Source organism: Pseudoalteromonas sp. SCSIO_11900, assembly GCF_000576475.1.
Lineage (GTDB): Bacteria > Pseudomonadota > Gammaproteobacteria > Enterobacterales > Alteromonadaceae > Pseudoalteromonas > Pseudoalteromonas tetraodonis.
The window spans coordinates 966,208-990,065 of sequence record NZ_KK070023.1; the positions used below are offsets into that span (position 1 = coordinate 966,208).

Annotated in this window: 25 protein-coding genes and 1 pseudogene; 8 read left to right on the top strand and 18 right to left on the bottom strand. The window is 40.9% G+C overall.

All coding sequences use genetic code 11. The features are described from left to right. Positions 1-31: 31 nt before the first annotated feature. A complete protein-coding gene (locus BG00_RS04490) occupies positions 32-472 on the top strand; it encodes a YqaA family protein (protein WP_036980806.1) in 441 nt (146 codons plus the stop codon). Here BG00_RS04490 and folX read toward each other — a convergent pair. The 7 genes from folX to ycaO all read right to left on the bottom strand — a co-directional run bounded on the left by folX (position 449) and on the right by ycaO (position 9,052). Further along, positions 449-805, bottom strand: coding sequence for a dihydroneopterin triphosphate 2'-epimerase (gene folX, locus BG00_RS04495; RefSeq protein WP_013463705.1), 357 nt, complete (start codon positions 803-805; stop codon positions 449-451). The two genes, BG00_RS04490 and folX, sit on opposite strands and share 24 nt — an antisense overlap. A gap of 3 nt (positions 806-808) precedes the next feature. Then, on the bottom strand, positions 809-1,363 hold the full coding sequence (gene folE / locus BG00_RS04500; protein ID WP_036980809.1) for a GTP cyclohydrolase I FolE: 555 nt from the start codon (positions 1,361-1,363) through the stop codon (positions 809-811). A 23-nt stretch (positions 1,364-1,386) separates the two neighbouring features. Beyond that, complete coding sequence (gene folM, locus BG00_RS04505; protein WP_036980812.1) at positions 1,387-2,106, bottom strand: dihydromonapterin reductase; 720 nt, start codon at positions 2,104-2,106, stop codon at positions 1,387-1,389. A gap of 127 nt (positions 2,107-2,233) precedes the next feature. Then, positions 2,234-3,070 carry an ammonia-dependent NAD(+) synthetase gene (gene nadE, locus BG00_RS04510; protein ID WP_036980816.1) on the bottom strand — a complete coding sequence of 279 codons (837 nt, stop codon included), beginning with the start codon at positions 3,068-3,070 and terminating at the stop codon, positions 2,234-2,236. 72 nt (positions 3,071-3,142) lie between these two features. Next, positions 3,143-3,775 carry a YceH family protein gene (locus tag BG00_RS04515; protein ID WP_190276276.1) on the bottom strand — a complete coding sequence of 211 codons (633 nt, stop codon included), beginning with the start codon at positions 3,773-3,775 and terminating at the stop codon, positions 3,143-3,145. A gap of 47 nt (positions 3,776-3,822) precedes the next feature. After that, positions 3,823-7,173: an ATP-binding protein gene (locus BG00_RS04520; RefSeq protein ID WP_036980821.1), complete on the bottom strand. Its 3,351-nt coding sequence runs from the start codon at positions 7,171-7,173 to the stop codon at positions 3,823-3,825. Between the two features lie 118 nt (positions 7,174-7,291). Then, the gene (ycaO, locus tag BG00_RS04525) at positions 7,292-9,052 is read right to left on the bottom strand and encodes a 30S ribosomal protein S12 methylthiotransferase accessory factor YcaO (protein ID WP_036980823.1); all 1,761 of its coding nucleotides are present in this window, start codon (positions 9,050-9,052) and stop codon (positions 7,292-7,294) included. Between the two features lie 156 nt (positions 9,053-9,208). Here ycaO and BG00_RS04530 point away from each other — a divergent pair, with 156 nt between their 5' ends. From BG00_RS04530 to BG00_RS04545, 4 genes are all read left to right on the top strand, one after another. Next, positions 9,209-11,497: a penicillin acylase family protein gene (locus BG00_RS04530; protein ID WP_036980824.1), complete on the top strand. Its 2,289-nt coding sequence runs from the start codon at positions 9,209-9,211 to the stop codon at positions 11,495-11,497. A gap of 76 nt (positions 11,498-11,573) precedes the next feature. Beyond that, positions 11,574-12,422, top strand: a complete 849-nt coding sequence (locus BG00_RS04535) for an MBL fold metallo-hydrolase (RefSeq protein ID WP_036980826.1) — start codon at positions 11,574-11,576, stop codon at positions 12,420-12,422. An 88-nt stretch (positions 12,423-12,510) separates the two neighbouring features. Further along, entirely contained in the window at positions 12,511-14,043 is a 1,533-nt protein-coding gene (locus tag BG00_RS04540) for a bifunctional GNAT family N-acetyltransferase/carbon-nitrogen hydrolase family protein (RefSeq protein ID WP_036980828.1), read from the top strand. Further along, complete coding sequence (locus BG00_RS04545) at positions 14,043-14,360, top strand: DMT family transporter (RefSeq protein ID WP_016900225.1); 318 nt, start codon at positions 14,043-14,045, stop codon at positions 14,358-14,360. Before BG00_RS04540 ends, BG00_RS04545 begins: the two co-directional genes overlap by 1 nt. A gap of 44 nt (positions 14,361-14,404) precedes the next feature. Here the strand turns inward: BG00_RS04545 and BG00_RS04550 are convergent, their stop codons facing one another. Further along, positions 14,405-15,286: a DMT family transporter gene (locus tag BG00_RS04550; RefSeq protein WP_081762889.1), complete on the bottom strand. Its 882-nt coding sequence runs from the start codon at positions 15,284-15,286 to the stop codon at positions 14,405-14,407. Between the two features lie 243 nt (positions 15,287-15,529). On the opposite strand from BG00_RS04550, the gene BG00_RS04555 reads away from it, so the two are divergent. Next, positions 15,530-15,913: an MAPEG family protein gene (locus BG00_RS04555; RefSeq protein ID WP_033103663.1), complete on the top strand. Its 384-nt coding sequence runs from the start codon at positions 15,530-15,532 to the stop codon at positions 15,911-15,913. Here BG00_RS04555 and BG00_RS04560 read toward each other — a convergent pair. The 3 genes and pseudogenes from BG00_RS04560 to BG00_RS04570 all read right to left on the bottom strand — a co-directional run. Next, positions 15,910-16,650: pseudogene (locus BG00_RS04560) on the bottom strand (M56 family metallopeptidase); the annotation flags it as partial. The gene BG00_RS04555 and the pseudogene BG00_RS04560 sit on opposite strands and share 4 nt — an antisense overlap. Before the next feature lie 21 nt (positions 16,651-16,671). Continuing rightward, entirely contained in the window at positions 16,672-17,046 is a 375-nt protein-coding gene (locus BG00_RS04565; protein ID WP_036980833.1) for a BlaI/MecI/CopY family transcriptional regulator, read from the bottom strand. Between the two features lie 111 nt (positions 17,047-17,157). Next, a complete protein-coding gene (locus BG00_RS04570; RefSeq protein WP_036980835.1) occupies positions 17,158-17,847 on the bottom strand; it encodes a pseudouridine synthase in 690 nt (229 codons plus the stop codon). Positions 17,848-17,938: 91 nt separating this feature from the next. Between BG00_RS04570 and BG00_RS04575 the strand changes: the two genes are divergently transcribed. Further along, positions 17,939-18,244 carry a DUF6482 family protein gene (locus tag BG00_RS04575; RefSeq protein ID WP_036980836.1) on the top strand — a complete coding sequence of 102 codons (306 nt, stop codon included), beginning with the start codon at positions 17,939-17,941 and terminating at the stop codon, positions 18,242-18,244. 41 nt (positions 18,245-18,285) lie between these two features. After that, entirely contained in the window at positions 18,286-18,705 is a 420-nt protein-coding gene (locus tag BG00_RS04580) for a GNAT family N-acetyltransferase (RefSeq protein WP_033103665.1), read from the top strand. A gap of 14 nt (positions 18,706-18,719) precedes the next feature. Here the strand turns inward: BG00_RS04580 and BG00_RS04585 are convergent, their stop codons facing one another. The 7 genes from BG00_RS04585 to lptM form a co-directional block, all read right to left on the bottom strand. Then, positions 18,720-19,079 carry a HopJ type III effector protein gene (locus BG00_RS04585; protein ID WP_036980838.1) on the bottom strand — a complete coding sequence of 120 codons (360 nt, stop codon included), beginning with the start codon at positions 19,077-19,079 and terminating at the stop codon, positions 18,720-18,722. Positions 19,080-19,176: 97 nt separating this feature from the next. Then, positions 19,177-19,887 (bottom strand): HAD-IA family hydrolase, encoded by a 711-nt coding sequence (locus BG00_RS04590; protein ID WP_036980840.1) that lies wholly within the window; start codon positions 19,885-19,887, stop codon positions 19,177-19,179. A 10-nt stretch (positions 19,888-19,897) separates the two neighbouring features. After that, complete coding sequence (locus BG00_RS04595) at positions 19,898-20,842, bottom strand: tyrosine recombinase XerC (RefSeq protein ID WP_036980842.1); 945 nt, start codon at positions 20,840-20,842, stop codon at positions 19,898-19,900. Continuing rightward, positions 20,839-21,450 carry a DUF484 family protein gene (locus BG00_RS04600; RefSeq protein ID WP_036980843.1) on the bottom strand — a complete coding sequence of 204 codons (612 nt, stop codon included), beginning with the start codon at positions 21,448-21,450 and terminating at the stop codon, positions 20,839-20,841. The genes BG00_RS04595 and BG00_RS04600 overlap by 4 nt, the downstream gene beginning before the upstream one ends. Further along, a complete protein-coding gene (gene dapF, locus BG00_RS04605; protein ID WP_013463726.1) occupies positions 21,447-22,277 on the bottom strand; it encodes a diaminopimelate epimerase in 831 nt (276 codons plus the stop codon). The genes BG00_RS04600 and dapF overlap by 4 nt, the downstream gene beginning before the upstream one ends. Positions 22,278-22,341: 64 nt before the next feature. Next, entirely contained in the window at positions 22,342-23,595 is a 1,254-nt protein-coding gene (lysA, locus tag BG00_RS04610) for a diaminopimelate decarboxylase (RefSeq protein WP_024601982.1), read from the bottom strand. Further along, the gene (lptM, locus tag BG00_RS04615) at positions 23,596-23,775 is read right to left on the bottom strand and encodes an LPS translocon maturation chaperone LptM (RefSeq protein WP_036980845.1); all 180 of its coding nucleotides are present in this window, start codon (positions 23,773-23,775) and stop codon (positions 23,596-23,598) included. Positions 23,776-23,858 lie beyond the last annotated feature (83 nt).

The window sequence follows — 23,858 nt, forward strand, 5'->3', positions numbered from 1 at the left end:
GCTGGGTTTAGTTTTTAGTCATAAGGAAAAAATGCTCTATATAACATTATTTTTTACAGCATTTATATCTGCCACGTTATTACCTAGCTCGTCTGAAGTATTGATGAGTGGCATGATCATGCAAGGCAATACTAACTTATGGCTGATTTGGTTTGCAGCAACCTTGGGTAATGTACTGGGCAGTTGTGTTAACTATTGGTTAGGGACGCAGGCATTGCGTTTTAAAGATAAAAAATGGTTTCCAGTATCTGAAAAAGGGCTTAAAAAAGCACAACAGCAGTTTAATAAATATGGTGTTTATAGCCTGTTGTTTGCTTGGCTGCCCATCGTTGGCGACCCACTAACCGTTATTGGCGGCGTGTTTAAAGTTCGCTTTACTACATTTTTAGTGCTGGTAACGCTCGGCAAGGGGTTACGTTATTTAGCGGTAATAGCCCTTGCCGTTGGATTATTTGTGCCAGTCGAGGGTTAAAGAAACCGAATCGGCAAAGCGCAACGCATGAGGTTTATCTACTCGAGCCTTAGCATAATTAACACTTGGGTGTGAGTGGCAAACAGCAAGAATTTCAGCAACTAGTTTTTCTAACAATAAAAAGTGTCCTTGCTCTACTAAGCTAATCACCTCTTTAGTAATCACTTTGTAGTTAAGTGCTTGGTCTACTTCATCTGTTTCACAAGCTTGATCAGCAGGGTAGTGAATTTCAAGGTTAATGACCACATCTTGTTTTTTTTCACGCTCATCAGGATTAAAACCAATAAATGTGCGTAGTCGTAAATTAGTTACATTAATAATTGCGTTTGCCATACATTATCCTTTGATCAGCTGTAAAAACTCATTACGTGTTTTCGGATCGGCTCTAAAGTTTCCTAGCATTACCGAGGTACGCATGCTTGAGTTTTGCTTTTCTACACCACGCATCATCATACACATGTGTTTTGCTTCAACAATTACACCCACACCTTTTGCACCGGTTACTTCCTCAACCGCTTTTGCAATTTGATGGGTAAGCTGTTCTTGAATTTGAAAACGGCGCGAAAACATATCAACAATACGCGCAAACTTAGATAAGCCTAATACTTTGCCATCAGGGATATAAGCAATATGACAGCGGCCAATAAAAGGGAGTAAATGATGTTCACACATAGAGTAAAGCTCGATATCTTGTATCAATACCATGTCGTCAGCGTCAGAGGTGAATACCGCATTGTTCGTGATTTCGTTAAGCGTTTGACGATATCCTTGAGTAAGGTACTCCATCGCTTTTGCAGCGCGTTTTGGGGTATCAAGTAACCCTTCACGTTCAGCATCTTCACCTACAGCAGTTATAATTTTTCGATAGCTTTCTTTTAATTCGTTATGCATAAGTTTCTCAGTTTTATTAGGACTTACTTAAGATGGCGACCACCATCAACAGGTAAAGCACGCCCTGTGATGTAATGGCTGTTCAGTAGTAGGTCTATACTATTGATAATTTCTTGGCATCCAGGTTCGATACCCATTAATGATTTTTTTAAAGTTTTAGCGCGGTACTGCTCATCATCATGTTGGTTAAAAATAATTAATGATGGCGCGACTGAATTCACTTTTATGTTAGGTGCGTATTTAGCGCTAAATGATTTAGTTAAGTTATCCAGTGCGGCTTTACTGGCCGCATAAGCAAGATGCTTTGGACTGCCTGTTTCCACTACATAATCAGTCAAATGAATAATGTCAGCGGGTTTAGCATGCGACGCCTGATAATTTAATAGTAAATCTGCGCAATATAAGTTTACCAAGTACGGTGTTTTTGCATGAATGCGCATCATATTGTCAAACAGCTGCTCAAAGTGAGGGTTGTTAGCTTCACAGTCCCAGCTTGATGCATTATGAATAACTGCCCTGAGTGAGTCAGTGTGTGATTTAAGCAACGTAATAAAAGTATTAATGCCCTCATCAGTACTAAAGTCAGCATAAAGGCAGGTAACCCCTTGCTGTTCCAACGAATCAACAGCCTCATGACGGGTCCGATAAGTAATAATGACCGCTTGCCCTTGGGCTATAAAGTGCTTTGCCAGCGCAAGCCCTATACGTTGTGCTGCACCAGTAATCAAAATAGGGGGGGTCATAAAATATAAAACTCTCTGTTGGCAAGCGTTAAGGTTAACGTTTAAAAATTTAAGCCACTTATTTTCACGTCATGTTTACGTAAAATACAAGCGGCTCGATCAGTTAAATCACGCTCATAATATTGATTTAAAAAGCATCGTATATTGTTGGAATAGGCTGGCGCTTATGTTGCGTGCGCTGGTAAATTGCAATTAGCGTTTCTTCTACATAACTTGAAACTGCTTTACCTTCTAAAAAGTCATCAATTTCTTCATAACTTAAGCCAAGTGCTTCTTCGTCTGTTAGTCCTGGTCTATCACTTTCTAAATCCGCTGTTGGTGCTTTCTCAACTAAAAACGCAGGCGCACCCAATGTGGTTGCTAATGCACGAACTTGGCGTTTTGATAGGCCAAATAAAGGAGCCAAATCGCATGCACCATCACCAAATTTAGTGTAAAAACCAGTAATATTTTCAGCACTATGATCGGTACCGACCACTAAGCCTTGGCAAAAGCCGGCTATTTCATATTGCGCAATCATGCGTTGGCGAGCTTTGACATTACCTTTAATAAAATCGATTTTATCTTGCGAAGGGAGTGTTTGTTCGGTACCCGCGAGAGTTGCCATTGTCTGCTCATGCAGTGCATCGGTTGCGGGTTTAATGTTTACCGTCATGCGGGTGCTCGGCTTAATGAAATCAACCGCCATTTGCGCTTCACTTTCATCAGCTTGAACGCCATAAGGTAGGCGTACAGCAATAAATTGATAATGAGTGTCAGGGTGTTCTTGGTTAAGCTCATCAATAGCAAGTTGACACAAACGGCCACAGGTCGTTGAATCTACACCACCACTGATCCCTAGTACAAGTGAGGTTGAATATGCCGCTTTTAAACGTGCTTTAATAAAATCCACTCGGCGTTTAATTTCAGCGTTTACATCAATCGAAGGCTGAACTTTCATTTCAGCCATAATCTCGGCGCGCATGGCCCGCTCCTTTAGTTAAATAATTTTTACGCTCTATATAGAACAACTATTATGTGATTTCATATTTATGAATTAAAGCCCTAAGTGAGCTTTTATTTGTTTAAGCTGGGCTTTTAGCTCATCAATTTCTGCAAGTAAGTCATTTAGCTCAGTGTTTTTTATATCATCAGTGTGTGTTTGTGCCTCAAGTGAAGCCTCGTTCACAGATGATTGATCTGCAAATAAATGAATATATCGACAATCCCGTTTACCTGATTCGCGCGGCATCTTTTTAACATGATTGCTTTGAATTAGTTGTTCAAGTGACTTTTCAACATCATCAATACGAGCAAAGTCGGCAAGGCGGCTACAACGTGTTTTTAATTCGCCAGGTGTTTGTGCGCCTCGCAATAATAATAAACAAATAATCGCCCTTTGCTGTAGATCAAATTGCAGGTGACTAAACTCAGTATTACAAAAACGATGATCGTATTTATTAACTCGCCCAGACAGCCCTTCATTTACAGTGACTAATCGCATACTGATTAACTCATCAACGGTTATTTGAACTTGCTCTTCTGTATAATTAACAACTGGCGCGCGATTCGATTTTTGATTACAGGCATTTGTTAATGCATTTAACGATAAAGGGTAGTGCTCAGGTGTTGTGCTTTGTTTTTCTAATAAACAACCAATAACGCGTTGTTGCTCCATTGATAATTGCAATTGCATACCTTATCTCACCTAATAAATCCTATTTTTAGCTTACACTGTTATTTGCTTGTAAGCCATTGCTGGAGCTTAGAATGAAGAGTTGAGGCATTGAGGGGTTTAGTTAAATAGTCATCCATACCAGTGGCCAAACATTTGTCTTTATCACCCTGCATTGCGTTTGCGGTAAGCGCTATTATTGTTATGTTTTTATTTACCTTGCCTGCTTTGCCTTCTCTGATGGCAATAGTTGCTTGATAGCCATCCATCGTAGGCATTTGGCAATCCATTAATATTAATTGATAAGTGTTAGCTGGGTTTTGATTCAACTTTTCAATTGCCTCAGCACCATTTTCAGCAATCTCAAATGTCACGTTCAACTGTTTTAAAAAAGCAGCGGTAACAACTTGGTTAATTTTATTATCTTCTACTAATAAAACATGCGCCGCCAGTGTATCTGTCATAACCTCAGTGGCAGCAAGCGACTTTAGTTGTGTACCAACGTGTGTTTGCTCGATAGAGCTTTTTGCAGTCAGCGCATTTTGTAAATCAAGAGGGGTGAGTGGTTTAAATACGAGGGTTTCTTCGGTTAAAAATGTGGCACTTTTATTTGTATAACTCATGGGAGCCATAATAATTAAATGGCTATTACTTTTTGTTAAAAACTGCTTAAGTGCGAGTGCTTGAGCTTCGTATAATGGTTCAAATAAAGCACTGTCAACAAGCACAATGTTTGGTGGGGTATCTTCATGGCTATTAATGTAGGCACTTATAGACAGGTAATCGCAGATCGTGCTGACCTTAGCCCCCCAGCGAGTTAATTGTTTTTTGGCAATAGTGGTATTAAGTAAGCAATCATCAATAACCCAAATACGCTTATTTTTAATTGCTTGATATGCTTCGTGCTGTTGAACTAATTGAGGGGTTATCTTTATAAAAAAGGAAAATGTACTGCCTTTATTTGGTGTACTGCTCACATTCACTTCGCCACCCATGAGCTCACACAGCTGCTTGACAATAGCAAGACCCAGGCCTGTGCCACCATATTGGCGTGTGGTTGATGTGTCTGCTTGAGTAAATGAATCAAATAAATGGGGCTGTTTTTCTGCGCTGATTCCTATACCTGAGTCAGCGATTGCACATTCTAAAACTGTGGCGTCAAGTGTGTGGGCAATTTTAGCGGTTATCAATATTTCACCGTTTTGGGTGAATTTAACGGCATTACCAATTAAGTTACTTAAAATTTGACGTAATCTATTTGGATCGCTAATAAATTCGCTGCTAGTGATATGTGTTGCATCCAAAATTAACGTGGTGTTATTTTGCTCGGCTCTTAATGCAAATGACTCAACCACTTCACCCAGTAAGTGAGGTAAATTAAATTGAATATTTTCAATGTCTAACTTGCCAGCCTCTATTTTAGAAAAGTCTAAAATATCATTAATAATTTCTAATAATGACTCTGCAGATGATTGCGCAAGTTTAATATGACGCTTTTGTTGTTGATCTAATTGGGTTGCTTTAACAATATTAAGCATTCCCAACACCCCATTCATGGGTGTGCGAATTTCATGGCTCATACTGGCTAAAAACTCACTTTTTGCAATCACAGCTTGTTCTGCGGCTTCTTTTGCCCTGACTAGTTGTGCCTCTGTTTCTATACGTTGTTGGCTAGCGTAAAGGCTGCCAATTAAAGCCCCTACAGCAATTAAAAAGCTTTCTTCATTATGGCTCCATGTTCTAACTATATCTTGCTCAGCACATACTATTCCAATAGAGCCACTGCTTGCAGGAATAAGAACACACAGCATCGCCTTGACTGAAAACGGTTGAAGGTAGCTTTCTTTGATGGGGGCTAAGTAGGGATGTTGTTGAGCATTATCAACACAAAATATCGCTTTTCGTTCTATTGCGGTAAAAAAGTCAGGAATAGTTTCTTGCAGCCACGGAATATTATTTTCGCTACCTGAACGATTAAAACTCGCAAATTGAATTAGCTGGGTTCTTTGTTGGTTAAACAATTTTATACTGGCGCAGTTTACCTCAAGGGCTTGGCAAATAGACTGCGTGATTAATTCTTTAGATTGGCTTAGTTTGCCATTTAATATTTCATCACTCACCGTTAAGGAGGCCAAGGTTTCGTTAAAACGAGCAATTTTACGATTTTCTAATTCTACTTTTTTACGGGCATCAATATTTTGTAATGAACCAAATATTCTTACACAACGGCCATTTTTATGTTCAGCTTCACCGTGAACAAGTGCCCATACAGGCTGACCATTTGCATTGATCACTTCAAGCTCAGTTTCGTAACTTTCACCATGCTTAATTGCTCTTTCAACCAGTTTAGCGATTTTTTCTCTACTTTCACCTTCTTTAAAATAGTTTAAATTTTCTGACCATTTTGGTTGCTCATCTAATGGGTATTCAAGTATTTTTTTAGTCATATCTGACCAAAACACGTGTTTTTTTTCTAAGTTAAACGACCATGCACCGACTTGTGCTAAATTACTCATCACCTCAAGCATTCTTTCGCTTTCTTGTTCACGGTTGAGTATTTTTAGATAAAACAAAAAGGCAGAAATGAGCAAGCCTAACACGGTTAAAATAATGAACCGTAAAGGCCAGACCGAAGAACTCACTGGTTGCCAGCCTTGCTTGGGTATAACATAAAGCTGCCAAGCACCTCCTTGAAAGTTTAAAGTAAATTCTAGAGGGTCTTGATCAGTAATAGAGGGGTCACCGAAAAAAAAACCACCTTGCTTACCTAATCCATTACGTCCTTGTATTGCTATATTATAATTTTGCTGTAGTTCAATGATCCCCGAATTTTCATAAACTTTTTCTATATCGAGTACCACTGAGAGCAATCCCCAAAAGGCGTTATTTTCTGGCAAGTATACTGGTACGCGCGCAATCAAAGCTTCGTTGCCTTGGATAAGCTGAAGTGGACCTGCCATCACGATCGTATTCGTGTCTCTTGCTTTAATGGCATCTTCGCGCTGTGCTTTATTTTCCAAAAAATTAAGGCCTATCGCTTTTTCGTTACCTTTAATCGGATGGGTCATTTTTATTACCATGTCTGGCGCCGCGCCAATGTTACGTAGCTCATTTGAGGTTTCAAAAAGGGGAGCTGCAATTTGTTCAAAGCGAGTTTGATCTAAGTTTGGCTCAGCGGCAACAGCAATAGCTAAGCCACGAATGAGTTGAATATTAGACACTAATACAGCTTCAAGTTGTGCTCTATAGGTACTTACCTGCGACAGAGTGCGTAATCGATAAGCATCTTTCTCACGGTGATAATTGACGTGATCAAGCACCAAGCTGATAGTGATTATCAACACCAGCGATAATAAAAAAGCCAGCTTAGCGTTATTAATTCGGGTGCGTTTGTTTTTGCGCTGCGGGGACATAGAATGTAATTAAGTTGTTAATCAAGACTGGCTAACTATAGTCAATTTATCGAAGAAATAAAAATGGCGCAGTTAAAAGTGCGCCATTTTATTTTTATAATTAGTAGTTTAGGTGTGGTTATGAGTCGCTAATTTCGCGCGCCCAATGTTGTTGCTTTGCAACGTGTAATTTGCGGTAACCATCAAGAAGTGCTGCATGCTTTTTAAAGCCCTCAAGCGATAAGCCTGGGAAAGTTAAGCCGTTAAATAATTTACGACCTTCAGCAATTTCAATAGCAAGCGTGACATTGTCGCTACCAAACATTAAACCTAATGCATCTTGATAACTTGCATATTCGCGCTCGTCATCATATTTAATTTCAAGGATTGCTTTTAAGCAACGAAAGTGACGCATCGCTTCGTCGTTTACTTGGCCGGTATGCAAAATCCAATCAACCCAGTCAATAGCTTCTTCATTACCCGCCGCTAAGCATAAATGTGCTTTAAGCTCACCAATGCGTAGTGTGTGCCAAGGTGTATCGGCGTCGGTTGCTAAGCCAATGAATTCAGCTGCGCGAATAATATCGCTGTGACCTGCTTCTTCGAGGTTGTCGTAAATTTCCATCCATTGTTTGCTATCGTACTGATCAAGCGATAAGAAGTCTTCGCGGAATTTAGCGCCTTCATTATTGTTGCGCCAAATTAGCTCATCTACAGGATAAATGTCTGACATACCAGGAACTAAAATACGACATGCATACACGTTTAAGTGGGTGTAATCCATAATATAGATATCGTGACCCATGCTATGAATTAAATCAGTACAGAAGTTGTATTCTTGCTCAGTTGAACCACTAAAGTCCCAATGTACAAATTCAAAATCTGCTTCAGAGCGGAAAAAGTCATGTGAAATTAAACCGCTTGAATCAATAAAGTGCAGTTCAATGTTCTCAGGAGTAGCGACTTCGTCGTTATCAAATGTAGCAGGTTGGAATACGTCAAGTTGATCTAGGCGACGACCTTGCAGTAATTCGGTAACGGTACGCTCTAGCGCTACTTCAAATGAAGGGTGAGCACCAAAAGAGGCAAATACTGACCCATCAACAGGGTTTATAAGCGTGACGCTCATTACTGGGTATTTACCGCCTAGTGATGCATCCGCAATGCGTAAATGGAAGCCATGGCTACGCAGCTCTTCACAGGCTTCATGAATTTTAGGGTATTGTTTTACCACCTCTTCAGGCACGATTGGTAAGCTGATACCTTCGGCAATAATGCGGTTTTTAATAGCGCGCTCAAATACTTCAGATAACCCCTGAACACGGGCTTCAAATTTAGTATTACCGGCACTCATGCCATTAGAAACAAAAATATTACCAATCACATTCACCGGAATATAAATGTCTTGGTTGTCGCGCTGACGAGTGTACGGTACAGAACAAATACCACGTTCAAAATTGCCAGAGTTAAAGTCATAAAGGTGTGATGCGGTTAATTCACGCTCTGGGTCAAAATAATCCCATAAGCTTTCATCCATAATACCCTGTGGTATTTCATCGTTTTCAACTTTAAACCATTTCTCGTTTGGGTAATGAGTAAAGTCATCATTGGCAAACTCTTCGCCTAAGTAAAAATCAGCAAAAAAGTAGTTACAGCTTAAACGCTCAAAATATTCACCTAGCGCAGAGGCGATAGAGGCTTTATCAGTGGCACCTTTACCATTAGTAAACATCACACCGCAGTCGCTATCTTTTATATGAACTGAATAACAGTTTGCTACAGGGTTAAGCCACAGCGCTTCTTCAATATTAATATTTAGCGCTTTTAGCTTGTTTTGCATGGTAGAGATAGACGATTCTAAATCGCGGTCTTTACCTTTAATAAATGTTTTTTCAGTCATTTTGATCTCAACTAGGTCTGCACAATACATGAACTGTGTATTATCGTGGATTTTGATGTTTATTTCACCCTTTACCCGCTTTTCGTAGTGTTTTTAATAGAATGAATATGAATATATGCTAATAATAGTTTATTGAAAAAGTTGAAGGGTATGTTTATGTTTAAAGTAATCAAACGGTTGCTATTAATTGTTGTGATTTTAGCGCTCGCCAGTACTGCAATTGTTTACGGCGTGTTGACTCTAAGTTTACCTACCCTTGATGGCAAAGGCCGAAGCGATGCGGTAACGCAGCCAGTTAAAGTCGCTCGTGATACGCTTGGCCAAGCTGTTATTACTGCAGCAACTCGCCACGATGCTGCCTATGGCTTAGGTTATGCTCACGGGCAAGACCGCTTTTTTCAAATGGATTTACTTAGACGTAATGCCGCAGGTGAGCTAAGCGAGCTATTTGGTGAATCCGCGCTTGGGCTTGATAAAAAAATGCGTTTTCACCAATTACGTAAACGCAGCCAAGCTATTTTAAAAACCCTTCCGAAGGCCGACAAACAGCTGCTACGCAGTTATGCCCAAGGTGTAAATGAAGGCCTTGCACAAGTAGGGTACCCCAGTTTTGAATATTTACTCACGGGGGCTGAGCAAAAGCCTTGGCAAAGTGAAGACAGTTTACTAGTTATTTTTAGCATGTACCTTGATTTACAGTCATCTACATTTGAGCGCGACCAAGCTTTAATTCAAATAGAGCAGCAGTACGGGGCTGAAATGGTAAGTTTTTTAACTCAGCCTAGCCAATATCAAGCCGCATTGGATGGCAGCCAGCTCGCTCTTTTGCATAACCCAATCCCCGAACTTTTATCGCAACCAACCACCGCGATTAAACCCATTACCGCTAACTTGGAAGTGGGTAGTAATAATTGGGCTGTCACCTCAAATTTAACCAACACTCAGGCTGCGATGCTCTCTGATGATATGCATTTATCAATGGCTGTGCCGGTTATTTGGTATCGAGCCCAATTAAACTATTCATTAAATAATAAACCCATGCAGGTAACGGGTGTCTCGCTTCCGGGAGCGCCGGCGATTGTAGTAGGCACAAATAACAACGTTGCATGGGGGTTTACCAACGGGTATTTAGATACCGCCGATTGGATTGCGCTTAATAGCGATAGCAAAATGTGGCAAGTAGATGAGTCTATTGCATTACCCAGTGGCAAAGTAGAAAGTTACTCCCTTACGCTCAGTGAATATGGTCCGGTAAAATACATCAATGAAAAGCCTTACGCACTGAGCTGGGCTGCACATCAACCATACGCCGTTAATATGCAGCTATTACAGCTTGAGCAAGCACAGACTGTTGATGATGCGCTTGATATTGCAAGTGACGTAGGCATTCCTGTGCAAAACCTGCTGGTGGTCGATGACCAAGGAAATGCAGCATGGAAAAATATGGGCGGCATACCTGCGCGAACAACACCCAATGAATTAGCCGTAAAAGAAGAAGATTACTCTGCGCTTTGGCAGCAAAACGAAATCGATCGACCTTTTATTAAAAATCCTGAAAACGGGCGATTATGGACAGGTAATTCTCGAGTGGTATCTGCTGATGATAACGTCCGTTTTGGTAATGGCGGCTATGCGCTTGGAGCCCGTGCAACGCAAATTCGCGATAGGTTATTTGAAAAACAACGCTTTAATGAAAGTGATTTTTATCAGTTGCAGTTAGATAACCAAGCACGATTTTTAATGCCTTGGCATGCCTTATTGCTTGAGCAGTTAAAAAAGCAGCCCACGCGCTATAAAGATCATATAAATGCCCTCGAAAACTGGCAGCAATGCGCTTGCCCGCAATCAATAGGGTATACCTTAGTAAAGACGTATCGTGATGAACTGATTAATATTCTATTTAGCAGTATTGAGACAACACTCAACCAGCAAGATGGCACATTAAAATATGTGAAACGTGATTTAGAGCCTGCTGTTTGGCAGTTAATAAAGGCTCAGCCAACAAGTTGGGTTAATCCGCAGTTTACTAATTGGGAGCAGCAATTACAGGGTGCCTTTGAGCAAACACTCACGCAGTTAACATCACGGTTTGGTAGTAACATACAAAACTGGCAGTGGGGAAAAGTAAACGAATTAGCGATTGAGCACCCGTTTGCTAAACAAATGCCCATACTAAGTAAGTTACTTAACATGCCAACAGCGCCCGGGTTTGGTGACAGTTATATGCCAGCGGTGCAAAAACGTAGTTTTGGCGCATCACAGCGTTTTATTGTTCAGCCTGGGCACTTAAAGAATGCTATTTTAACGATTCCGGGTGGGCAATCAGGGCACCCACTTTCTGAATTTTACCGAGCTGGCTTTGATGAATATGTAAAAGGTAAGCACACGCCATTATTACCGCAAGCATTAATGCATCAAATTGAAATTATACCAATGAACGACTAGCCTTGGATGCAAAGTGAGCTAAATAAGTAGTAATAACGTTTTATAACCCAGATAAAGCAATTATAGGAAAACAAAAATGAAAAAATTACTACCGGCATTAATCACCAGTTTACTGTTAAGCAATCATGCATTTGCGGATGAAAACCCTGTTACGGCTACACAATTAAGTGAACATGTTTACGTGTTATTTGGCCAAGGCGGTAACATTGCCGCAAGCGTGGGGGATGATGGTATTTATATTATTGACGATCAGTTTGCCAAGCTTTCCGACGATATTAAAAAAACCATTAGCGAATTAAAGCCAGGCAGTGCCGAGTTTGTAATTAACACACACCATCATGGTGACCATACTGGGGGTAACGAGAACTTTGCCAAAGCGGGCGCACATGTGATTGCTCACGACAATGTGCACAAACGCTTAAAAGAAAAACATGGTGAGGGTTCTGATTACTTACCGCGTATTAGTTTTGGCCATGATTTAAAACTGCACTTTAACAATGAGCATGCGCATGTTGTGCACTACTCAAATGCACACACAGATGGCGACTCGGTTATCTTTTTTAGTAACGACAACATAGTGCACATGGGCGATATATATTTTAACTTTGGAAGCTTACCTTTTGTTGATGTAGATAGTGGCGGTAGTGTTAATGGTGTTTTAGCGGCGGTTGATGATGTGATTAAACAAATTGATGAAAAAACAACCGTTATTCCAGGGCATGGCCCGATAAGCGACCGTTCAGGGCTAATGACGTATCGTAAGCTGGTACAAAAAGCGAAAGATGTTATGCTTAATGCTATGCAAAACGATGCCAGTTTAGAGCAAGTCCTCAAAGCCGATCCATTATCAGAACTTGGCCTTGAATACGCAAACTGGTTACCAAAAGAGCGTGTAACCACCCTTTTTTATCGCAGTTTAAAGTAGCGCCTAGCGCGAATAAAAACGCATAAACCTAATTAAGCTGAGCATTTGTTCAGCTTTTTTGATTTTTACGTGCCTAAAGGAGTTGTATATGTCGGCAGAAAAAACCCATCTTGAAATTTGTAACTTAAGCAGAGAACAATACCCACAAATTAAAACCTTGATGGACGAAGCGTACCCTGATTTAGGCGGCGCATGGCCAAGCCATACAATTTTTAGACTTATAGATCAGTTCCCTGAAGGGCAAATTGGTATTGTTGATGATGGCGTGCTGGTGGGTTTAGCGCTGAGTGTCCAAGTGGATTATGCACGTTTTTCAAACCCGCATACCTATGAAGATATTGCCGACGGCCACGACCGAGTATTTAGCGACACCACAGGGGATGCTTTATACGGTTTGGATGTTGCTATTAGTGAGCAATACCGTGGCATGCGTTTAGGACGTCGTCTTTATGATGCCCGTAAAGAATTATGTCGCCAATATAACTTACGCGCTATTTTAGCGGGTGGCCGCATTCCGCGTTATTACAATCACAGCGACGATATGACGCCAATGGAATACATTGCCAAGGTGGATCAAAAAGAGATATACGATCCTATATTGAGCTTTCAATTGGCTAACGATTTTCAGGTAAAGCGTTTACTTAAAAAGTACCTTCCAGAGGATCAAGAATCAGTAGGTTATGCCACGTTACTTGAGTGGAATAACATTATGTTTGAGCCAACCGATACCGTTATTGAGTCGACTAAATCAATTGTACGTGTAGGGGCTGTGCAGTGGCAAATGCGCTGTGTTGAGTCGGTTGAAGAAATGCTTAAGCAAGTTGAATATTTTGTTGATACGGTGTCTGATTATAAAAGCGACTTTATTTTATTTCCGGAGTTCTTTAACGCGCCATTGATGGGGTTAACTGAGCAAAGTAATCAAACCGAAGCCATTCGTTATTTAGCTGAATACACTGAGACTTTTAAAAACGCGATGTCGCGTATGGCAATTGAGTACAATGCGAATATTATCACCGGCTCTATGCCGCTTGCCGAGGGTGATAAAATCTATAACGTGAGTTACCTGTGCCATCGCAGCGGTAAAATAGACGAGCAACGTAAAATTCATATTACCCCGCATGAGCAAAATGACTGGGTGATTCAAGGCGGTGATAAAATTGCTGTATTCGATACCGATGCAGGCCGTGTAGGGATTCAAATTTGTTACGATGTTGAGTTTCCAGAGTTGTCGCGTATTTTAGCAACCCAAGGGCTTGATATTTTATTTGTGCCATTTTGGACTGACACTAAAAATAGTTACTTGCGTGTACGCCATTGTGCGCAAGCGCGCGCTATTGAAAACGAGTGTTATGTGGTTATTGCAGGTTCGGTGGGTAATTTACCCGAAGTAGAAAGTTTAGATGTACAGTACTCGCAATCTGCTGTTCTTACACCGTCTGACTTTTCATTTCCACACGATGCCACACTAAATGAGGCCACCACCAATACCGAAATGCTATTATTTAGCGACTTAGATATGGACAAGTTAAAAATACTTCATAGTGAAGGTACCGTGCGTAACTTAAAAGACCGCCGCAGTGATTTATATGAAGTGATATTGAAAAAGAGAGATGTTTAATGGCGTGGATGTACTTAATAATTGCAGGGTTACTTGAAATTGGTTGGCCAATAGGCCTAAAAATTTCACAAAACCCAGATACTCGTTGGCAAGGCATTGCAATTGCAATCGCGTTTATGGTCGCAAGTGGCTTTATGCTTTGGTTAGCGCAAAAGCAAATCTCTATGGGGACATCGTATGCGGTATGGACGGGGATTGGGGCCGCTGGTACGTTTTTAGTTGGCATATTATTTTACGGTGATGCAGCCACGTTTGGCCGTATTGCTGGTGTATTAATGATTATTTGTGGTGTTATCACCTTAAAAATTAGTCATTAATTGTTAGATTAAAAAACAAGCGCAGGTTTATACCTGCGCTTTTTTTAACTACTTGGCAGCATAACCAAGATGGCAGCCACTGCGATCAGCACTAGCCCCGCACTATCTTGGCGCTTTAGCGGCTGCTTTAACCATAAAATCGAGATTAACATGGTAAAAAACACTTCTATTTGACCGAGCGTTTTTACATAGGCGACATGCTGTAAACTCATGGCACTAAACCAGCCGACCGATCCTAAGCAGCTAAATACACTCACTGCACTTGTCATTTTCTTATATTGATACATCATTTTAAAGGTATGGCGCTCTTTTAAAGCAATGTATATACATAACATCAGTGTTTGCAAGCTAATAATCAGTAACAAAACCCACGCTGGTGCATAAGGAAAAGCTATACCCGAGCTTAAACTCGCTTCGCGGATCCATGACGATGACAACGCAAACGAAGTACCGCAGGCAAGCCCTGTTAAGGCGGTTTTTAAGCTAAAATGTTTCACATTCGCAATGCCGCTTAATAGCAATACAGCGAGTGCGCCAATAAATACACCAATCCAACCTAAAAATGAAAGCGCCGAACCAAAAAATAGTAACCCTAATATCGCCGCCATTAGCGCTTCGCTTTTAGCAAGGCCGGCGCCTACTGCAAAATTGTTCATTTTAAACAACTTCACCATGAGCCCCGTGGCAATAATTTGCACTATACTGGCTCCAATAATATAGCTAATAAATGAAGGGTTAAACGAAGGGAGAGGCGCATCTTGGTAATAATAAAGCGCATATAAATACAGCCCTGCAATAGGGCTTGCGACAATAAAGCGGGCTAGAGTAACGCCAGCAACGCTGACATGAGCGCTTAATTTACTTTGCAGCGCATTACGCCATGACTGCATAAATGCGGCAAAAATAGTGAGTAAAATCCAAATCATCTTAAATAACATACAAAAAAACGGAGGAGTAATTTAGCAGTACTGTGACATGAAAGCGACCATCAAAAAGGCATAATGAATATTCATCACCTGCGACAATTTGCCACAGTGACGCACTGCTTAAATCGGTTATAGTGTGAGGGATGTTACTGCTAGCCGCCAGAGCTCAGGTTATTTATATTTGGCGGCTTTTTTCTATTTGCTGTGTTATTTTGGGTCATAAATAATAACTCGAGAATGATAATGACGATTTTATTGGTTTGTGCCTTAATTGCAGTGATCATGCCTTATGTTGCGAGAATCCCAGCTATTATAGAAATGAATAAGCTCGGTGGTTACGATAATAAACATCCGCGGCAACAACAAACACAACTTACAGGGCTCGGAGCACGGGCGTTGGCTGCTCATCAAAACTGTTTTGAATCGTTAGCGGTTTTTGCCGTTGCTTTGGCTGCTGTATTAGGCACAAACAATGTTAATGCCGTAACCGAAACTTTAGCGATGACGCATATTGTAGCGCGTATTTTATTTTGTACTTTTTATTATTTAAACCTCGATATTATTCGCTCGATCACTTGGCTGGTAGGCATGGGAGCCGCTATTGGCATGATCGCCGTCAGTTTATAACGAGAATAAGCCATCAGACCCGCTGGTGTATTTGCAGCGCAGTTTACTAAGGCTTTGCTGTATAAAATCAGTTGCTTTGTGGTTTTATTGCTTAGTACCCGTTCATCACAAGTCAGCTCTTGTAAGCGTCTAAAGCTTGCGTAAGCCATCCAAGCTAAAGGGTTAAACCACATTAAAATTGTAGCCAGTAATATCAGCGCATTTGTTAGGTTATCTTTGCGTTTTATATGCACATTTTCGTGCTCCAAAATAAGCGCCAATGTAGCTTTATCAAACAGAGTATTATAATTGTGCGGCAATACCAGTTTGCTATTAAAAACACCAATGACCATGGGCGTAGCCACCTGAGCGCTGGTATAAGTTTGTACTCCTACTGTTACTTGCTTAAAGTGCCCTAATTCAGTGAGCTGTAGGCCTTTGACAAATCGGGTATGGGTAACAACAGCGGCAATTAATAAGATCGTAGTAATAATGACATACAGTAGCGCCAAACCAACACTCAAGTCGTTTGTAAGTACCTGATTAGGTGTAATTAAATAGTAACTAATGCTGCTATTTTGTAGTGGCTTAATTGCACTAGGTAAATTAGCCAACAGAACTGATACAGGTATTAACCAAGCTAATTTATACACAAAGTGTGAACCAAGGGTTTTTAAGCCAAAGCGCTCAAGTAAAACAAACCCTGCAAACAACAGACTTAATAATAGCTGCTGTTCAATGAGCCAATTAAATCCTATTTAAATTACCATGCAAACTCCTTACTTTTGATTATTTTCCCAGTCATCAATGACTTTTTTAAGCTCGTTTATATCTTGCTGAGAGAGTTGCTCCGATTTAGCGAAGCCACTTACCAAAGGGGCAATACGACCACTAAAAAAGCGCTCTATGAAGTTCTTACTCTCCTTTAAAGTGTAATCAGCACGCTTTATACAGGGGGTGTAAATATATTGGCGGCCGTCTTTTTCAAAGCTAAGCGCGCCTTTTTTTACTAAACGACCCAATAAGGTTTTAATGGTTTTTTCGTGCCATTGTTTATCGTCACTTAAACGCTCAATAATTTGGCTGGCTGTGGCGGGGTAGTTAATCCAGAGTGCGTCCAGCACTTCAAATTCTGCTTTTGATAATTCGATCATTTTATTGCCTACAAGTGTAATCTTTAATTTAAGACTACATTTGTAATCTATTTTTGCAGGTTTATTTTATATTTTTTATCGCATTAAAGTGAGGGGGGAAGCGTGAGCTTGTTAGCCTAAAATGTCGCTTTTATTAATTTTTATAAACTGGTTTTCAGGTAAATTTAAATGGTCTAACAGTAATTCACTTATTTGTACGCGGTATAAATCAATCACTTTGTAACCACAGTAATGCGCCATTTTACGAATTTGCCTGTTGAGTCCTTGTTTTAAAATAATACTAAACTGATTGTCAGTGATTTTAGTCACCTCACACGGCAAAGTCATTTGCTTATCGACAGGGACGCCTGCAGCCATTTTTTCGCAAAAATCCGCATCTAAAGGTTTATTGACGGTGACTAAATAGCGTTTAGGTTGATGAAAGTCTGGATGGATCAGCTGGTTACAAAAATCTCCATCATTGGTCAAAATAAGCAATCCGCGTGAGTCTTTATCAAGGCGACCAATAGGGTATACCCGTGTTAGTTGCGGTAAATGATGAATAAGGCTGCTTGGGTCGTGCTGATTGAGTTTACAGTCAATCCCTACCGGTTTGTGATAGGCAAAGTACACTAAATCGGCTGGGCCTTTAATGGCGTGACCATTAACGATAACACGGTCGTTTTCGTCTACATGATCAATATGATTAGCGGGGCGATTATTAACCATGACAACGCCTTCATCAATCAAGCGCGACGCTTGTTTTCGTGAGCAAACACCGGCATGGGCAATGTATTTAGCGAGTCGAATTTTTGTATCCATAATGCCGTGTAATTAAAAAATATTGATCGCGATTATAGCAAAGCTGCGTATTGATTACTTGGACAGTTAATTTAACAGTAGGTAGGTTACTATGGGTATTCAATTTTCAGAACTAAAAAAGCATCAGCCATTACAAAAAGTGGTTGTTCATTCACTGGAAATGGCCTTGTACCAAGTGTCTGTTGTCATAAATAATGTTGAATACTACGTACAAGAAAGTAATGGTGAATTTGTGAAGGCACCAAGCCCATTACATATTCAAAAACGCTTTGAAGATATCGCCTATGCACAAATGATGCTAAGGCACACCAGTGCTTATGATGAAATGTGTGGTCAACCAGAAAAAATTTCCAGTAATATGCTCGAAGTGCCCTTTGGGCAAAACAACCTGTTTTAATGTCAGGTATTTGCTAATATAGGTTTATTTGAAATCATCCAATGTACCTATTACATCCCGATAATTCTGAGCAATTAAATCAAGCACTGCGCGCGCACATGCTTGAGTTTAATGCTCAGCACTTCGACGCACAGCGTCAACCTCTTGGCTTTAAATATCTCGATAAACAAGGTGAGTTAGTTGCAGGCATAAGCGGTCATGTGTTTGGTAACTGGTTGCTAATAAGCTGGTTATGGTGCGATGAATCTGCACGAGGCAATGGCTTGGCTGATTCGTTATTAACATCACTTGAAAATGCAGCAATTGAAATGGGTGCCGTTCAGGCTCAGCTTGACACCTTAGATTTTCAAGCCAAGCCTTTTTATGAAAAACGGGGTTACCAAGTTAAATATCAACTTGATAATTACCCACTTAATGGCACTCGTTACTTTATGGAAAAACCGCTAATAGTGGCTAAATAACGCTGATTGGAGCGTTATTTTTTTGCTGTTAATGGCGTACCATCAAAGGTAATACCTAAAAATGGGGTGGCTTCAGGCGCTAACATAAAGGTGCGAATATTCATGTGATCGTCTGCATCTGGGTTGTTTAGTACGTCTTCGCGATAAAATGCCCCAAAACAATCTAATGTATTTTGCTTACTAATACCATTGAGCTTAGCAAACGCAAAAATTTTGCATGAACCGTTATTTTCACTCGCAGAGCTCAATAACCCATGGTTACTAAAACTGCACGCTGTAAAAGTATAATGCGCATCAATAATGGCCATAGTATCAGCAAAACCAATGCTCTTAGGCTCATTCGCGAGCGTTGTTAAGTAGTTTGTGAGCGTCATACGCTGTCCTTGTTATTATAAGATATTGCTAAGTAATTACCCCTAACCTATCTTGTGATTGATTTATATTCAATTGAGCCAATAAAACAAGCATAGTTTATTTACCAATTAAGTGGGTTAACGCATGAATGTTGGTTATTTCAATATCAGCAAGTCCTTTGTAGGCATAGGCTTGTGCTTGATTATTTAACCACACAGACTGGCAGCCAGCGTTATTAGCACCTTGCACATCGCTATCAAGGCTGTCACCTATGTGTAAAATTTCACTGTTGTTAATACGCAAATGTGTTGCAGCTTGATCAAATAAGGTCGTATGTGGTTTAGCCTTACCGTGCAAGCCAGCTTGCAGCACCAGTTCAAACTTATCTTTTAAATTAAATCGCTCAACCTCTACATTACCGTTAGTAATGGCAATTAATTTGTAGTGCTGGCTTAGTTTATCGAGCAATGTTAGTACGTCTTCGCTCACTTCAATATTACTGCGCGCATCAGCAAATGCTTGATAAGCACTGTGTGCATGATGCTCTACTTCATCGTCTTTAAAACCAAGCTCATACAAAACTAAGCGTAGGGTATGTTTACGCCACTGAGTGACGTTATCAATGAGTTCAGGTTGGTGTTGAACAACTCGCTCACGGCATTGTTGCCAAAACTGTGGCCCCTGTTTTTTATAGCCTGGCAGCGCATTTAAATAATCAATTTGTGCCTGAACGGCTGCGGTTATGATTGGGCGGTTGTCGTATAAGGTGTCGTCTAAGTCAAAGCTTAGTACAGAAAAAGGAGAAATTGCGCGATTAAATCGGATCATGGTTATTACCCTAATCGGTCCGTTTTTTAGCACGTGGATGGGTGTTGTCGTACACCTTAGCCAAGTGTTGAAAATCTAAATGAGTATAAACTTGGGTTGCAGATAAACTACTGTGGCCTAATAGCTCCTGTACTGCTCGTAAATCGCCAGACGATTCTAAAATATGCGACGCAAATGAATGGCGTAATTTATGCGGATGCACTTGTGAGCTTATACCTTGTTTAATGCCCCATTCTTGCATTCGCAAACGGACTTGGCGCACAGAGATACGGTTTTTTTTACTACTTAAAAATACCGCGTGTTCGTCTGCGCCCATAAATAGCGGCCGAACCGCGAGCCATTTCTTTAATGCCTCAAGGGCCTTAGAGCCAACCGGTATTAGGCGTTCTTTTGCACCTTTACCACGTACCAGTATTTCACCATTACGGGCGTTTACATCCTGCATGTTAGCACCAACTAACTCGCTAATGCGCAGACCTGATGAATACATGAGTTCCATCATGGCTTTATCTCGAATGGCAAGTGGATCGTCATCGGGTATTTCGAGTAAACGTGCCATTTGGTCAACATCAAGATTTTTAGGTAAAGGCTTGGCAAATTTAGGGCCTTTTATTCCTTGCGCGGGGTTATGGTAATGCGGTTGCTCAGTAATATTTTTTGCTTTTAAAAACTTATATAAACTTCGAATGCAGCTTAGCTTTAAGCTGATTGTTCTACCGCTCAGTTGCTTAGCGCGCAGCGCCATGCTGTAACGGCGAATGTGCTCACTTTGTACCGCAAACCAATTGTCGCATAGCTTATTAAAATACAAGGCGGCAAAACCTAATTGGCTAACATATTGATTAACGGTGTGCGCTGAATACTGGCGTTCAAATTTTAAGTAATCACTAAATAACGTGATGGGTGTACGCCAGTTATCGCTTAAGTCGCTAATATTTGGCGTGTCGTCGCTCATGCCAGTTCCAGTAACCGTATTTGTAATGAGCGTACAAAATCTAACACAAATAAGTTATCTTGTGAGGGCTCAAAGTGGTTCTCATCGTGGCTGCCAAAAGCCAAAATTGCGTAGGGGTTAGTGGGTTCGCCAATTAAATACAGGGCGGCCGATTGGGTATCATCGTTAAAGAGTAAGTCGCGCTCTTGCTGATTTACCCGCCCTAAATAATGATTATTATCTGACAATCTATGCTCTACTAAGCCCTCAAACGCGCTGTCGTATCTTACGAGTTTGCACTCATTGATAGTCGGGCTCATGCAAATAATGTTGCGTAAGTTACTTGCCAAAGTATTAAAGTCGTAATTGCTCCAAAGCTGACGATGGCATTGACTGAACAAGCGGTACACGAGTTCATTTTGCGTGGCATGCTTAGTCATCGTCTCGATTTGATGTTTTAACTGAGTATTGTGTTCACGTAGTTGACGTTGCTGAATATGTACTAATGAAGTCGCACCCTGAACTTGCTGTTGTAACTCAAGTTGCGCTAATAGCGCAGGTTGATTTATTAAAAAATCAGGGTGCTGTTGTAAGTAATCTATTACTTGCTGTTTAGTTAATTTACTCATAGTGCAACTTGCCCATCAAATACATGTTCAGCGGGGCCTGTCATACGCACTGGGTGGCCTTCGCCACTCCAGCGAACTTGTAAGCTACCGCCTGGTAAATCAACTTGCACTGTGCTGGTGAGCTTGTTTTGAATAAAGCCAATCACCATAGCGGCACATGCACCGGTACCACAAGCAAGTGTTTCGCTTACACCACGTTCCCACACTCTGAGTTTAATGTGTTCTTGAGAAATAACCTGCATAAAGCCAATATTTGCGCGCTGTGGAAAACGTTCATGATTTTCAAGCAACGGGCCAAGGGTACTCACTTGTGCCGTTTCAATGTCGTCTACTTCCATGACGCAATGCGGGTTACCCATAGAAACAGCACCACTAAAAACGGTATGTTCTTCTGCACGAATAATGTAAGTCAGCTCACGTTTGGTTGCTTTGAGCGGGATTTTACTCGGCTCAAAATTAGGGTGTCCCATGTTAACCGTTACTTGGCCGTCTTTTTCAATATACAGGGTGAGGTTACCAGATTTAGTTGAAACGCTAATTTTATGCTTATTGGTTAAGCCTTTCATGCGCACAAAGCGGGCAAAGCAACGGGCGCCATTACCACATTGTTCTACTTCGTGGCCGTCGGCATTAAAAATCCGATAGTGAAAATCGAGATCGGGTGAGTAAGGGGCTTCAACCATCAGTAATTGGTCAAACCCAATGCCGAAATGGCGATCGGCCAGCTTTTTGATTTGATCACGGGATAAAAAAACGTTTTGTGTAATATTATCAATCACAACAAAGTCGTTACCTAAGCCGTGCATTTTGGAAAAATTAACTAACATAGCGCTCTAATTCGGTTTTGCTCTGTGCTAATCATGCCACAGAGCAGCTAGGTAACAAAAACGTTTATGGTAAAATTTTCTCACCTTGGTATAGGCTTTCGATGGTTTCGCGTTCGCGAATAAGATGATGTTGCTCACCATCTACCATTATTTCGGCAACCCGTGGGCGTGAGTTATAATTTGAACTCATAGTAAAGCCGTACGCTCCAGCGCTACGCTGCACTAACAAGTCACCTTGCTTGAGTGCTAGAGGGCGGTCTTTACCTAAAAAGTCACCGGTTTCACACACTGGCCCAACTACATCATAGTTGTGGGTAGGTGTTTCGTCATCACGCACCGAGACAGGAATAATTTTTTGCCAAGCTTGATAAAGTGATGGGCGCAACATGTCGTTCATACCCGCATCAACAATCGCAAAATACTTGTCTTGATTTTGCTTAATAAACTCAACCTGAGTCACTAAAATCCCAGCGTTGGCGGCAATAGCCCGTCCTGGTTCAAAAATCAGTTCAAGGTGGCGATAATTGGTAAGGCGCTGTGTTACTTGTGCTGCATACTCACTCGGGTGGGGAGGCTGTTCGTCGTCGTAGGTTACGCCAAGGCCTCCACCAATATCTAAATGGCTTAACTCAATACCTGCATTTTTTAACTCATCAATTAATGCCAGTAGTTTATCAAGCGCCTCTAAAAACGGTTTGGTTTGTGTCAGCTGTGAGCCAATGTGACAATCAACCCCAACTATATTTAAGCCAGGTAACGACGCAGCATGTTGATACACACTTAACGCGGTTTCGATACCAATGCCAAATTTGTTTTCTTTTAGGCCAGTAGAAATATACGGGTGTGTTTTAGCGTCAATATCAGGATTAACACGAATAGAAATTGGCGCGTCTAGATTAAGCTCACAGGCTACTTCTGAAATGCGCTCAAGCTCTGAGATTGATTCAACGTTAAAACATTTAATACCTAATTCTAACGCATAAGCAATTTCGTCAGCGGTTTTAGCAACCCCAGAAAACACCACTTTATTGGCTGCGCCTCCCGCTTTAATGACCCGCGCGAGCTCGCCTTTTGAAACAATGTCAAAACCCGCACCAAGTCGCGCCAGTATATTTAATACTGCAATATTTGAATTTGCTTTAACGGCGTAGCACACTAGGCTTTTATGATCTTGAGCTGCATTGGCAAACGCTAAATAATGGCGTTCAAACGTCGCTCTTGAATACACATAACACGGTGTACCATAGTGCTGTGCAATCGTTGCTACGCTGACATCTTCAGCAAATAGTTGGTTGTTTTTATAATTAAAAAAATCCATTTACTGCTCCTGTTTTTGCTCAATAGGTGTTTGCTTTTTTGGGGTGTCTGTTGGCTGATTTTGTTCAGTAGGCTGCTCTGGTAAGTACAGCGGGCCGCTTTGACCACAGCCAGCTAACGCACACAACAAAACGGTGCTGATTAATAGTTGTTTTAATTGTAAGGTATATGTCGCTTTCATTAGATTAATACGGTTGCTGGCTTTATAATCGCAGAGTAACAGAATATCTAAAAAATGCAGCTATTCGCGGATGATTTTATTCC

Coding starts and splice junctions, on each gene's coding strand:
- nadE (WP_036980816.1), bottom strand. CDS start 3,070: ATGCGCGCCGAGATTATGGCTGAAATGAAAGTTCAGCCTTCGATTGAT.
- BG00_RS04595 (WP_036980842.1), bottom strand. CDS start 20,842: ATGAGCGACGACACGCCAAATATTAGCGACTTAAGCGATAACTGGCGT.
- BG00_RS04520 (WP_036980821.1), bottom strand. CDS start 7,173: ATGTCCCCGCAGCGCAAAAACAAACGCACCCGAATTAATAACGCTAAG.
- BG00_RS04550 (WP_081762889.1), bottom strand. CDS start 15,286: ATGATTTGGATTTTACTCACTATTTTTGCCGCATTTATGCAGTCATGG.
- folX (WP_013463705.1), bottom strand. CDS start 805: ATGGCAAACGCAATTATTAATGTAACTAATTTACGACTACGCACATTT.
- BG00_RS04590 (WP_036980840.1), bottom strand. CDS start 19,887: ATGATCCGATTTAATCGCGCAATTTCTCCTTTTTCTGTACTAAGCTTT.
- ycaO (WP_036980823.1), bottom strand. CDS start 9,052: ATGACTGAAAAAACATTTATTAAAGGTAAAGACCGCGATTTAGAATCG.
- BG00_RS04535 (WP_036980826.1), top strand. CDS start 11,574: ATGAAAAAATTACTACCGGCATTAATCACCAGTTTACTGTTAAGCAAT.
- BG00_RS04585 (WP_036980838.1), bottom strand. CDS start 19,079: ATGACGCTCACAAACTACTTAACAACGCTCGCGAATGAGCCTAAGAGC.
- BG00_RS04565 (WP_036980833.1), bottom strand. CDS start 17,046: ATGATCGAATTATCAAAAGCAGAATTTGAAGTGCTGGACGCACTCTGG.
- BG00_RS04600 (WP_036980843.1), bottom strand. CDS start 21,450: ATGAGTAAATTAACTAAACAGCAAGTAATAGATTACTTACAACAGCAC.
- BG00_RS04580 (WP_033103665.1), top strand. CDS start 18,286: ATGTACCTATTACATCCCGATAATTCTGAGCAATTAAATCAAGCACTG.
- BG00_RS04545 (WP_016900225.1), top strand. CDS start 14,043: ATGGCGTGGATGTACTTAATAATTGCAGGGTTACTTGAAATTGGTTGG.
- BG00_RS04570 (WP_036980835.1), bottom strand. CDS start 17,847: ATGGATACAAAAATTCGACTCGCTAAATACATTGCCCATGCCGGTGTT.
- lptM (WP_036980845.1), bottom strand. CDS start 23,775: ATGAAAGCGACATATACCTTACAATTAAAACAACTATTAATCAGCACC.
- BG00_RS04490 (WP_036980806.1), top strand. CDS start 32: ATGCTCTATATAACATTATTTTTTACAGCATTTATATCTGCCACGTTA.
- lysA (WP_024601982.1), bottom strand. CDS start 23,595: ATGGATTTTTTTAATTATAAAAACAACCAACTATTTGCTGAAGATGTC.
- folM (WP_036980812.1), bottom strand. CDS start 2,106: ATGACCCCCCCTATTTTGATTACTGGTGCAGCACAACGTATAGGGCTT.
- BG00_RS04540 (WP_036980828.1), top strand. CDS start 12,511: ATGTCGGCAGAAAAAACCCATCTTGAAATTTGTAACTTAAGCAGAGAA.
- folE (WP_036980809.1), bottom strand. CDS start 1,363: ATGCATAACGAATTAAAAGAAAGCTATCGAAAAATTATAACTGCTGTA.
- BG00_RS04555 (WP_033103663.1), top strand. CDS start 15,530: ATGACGATTTTATTGGTTTGTGCCTTAATTGCAGTGATCATGCCTTAT.
- dapF (WP_013463726.1), bottom strand. CDS start 22,277: ATGTTAGTTAATTTTTCCAAAATGCACGGCTTAGGTAACGACTTTGTT.
- BG00_RS04530 (WP_036980824.1), top strand. CDS start 9,209: ATGTTTAAAGTAATCAAACGGTTGCTATTAATTGTTGTGATTTTAGCG.
- BG00_RS04575 (WP_036980836.1), top strand. CDS start 17,939: ATGGGTATTCAATTTTCAGAACTAAAAAAGCATCAGCCATTACAAAAA.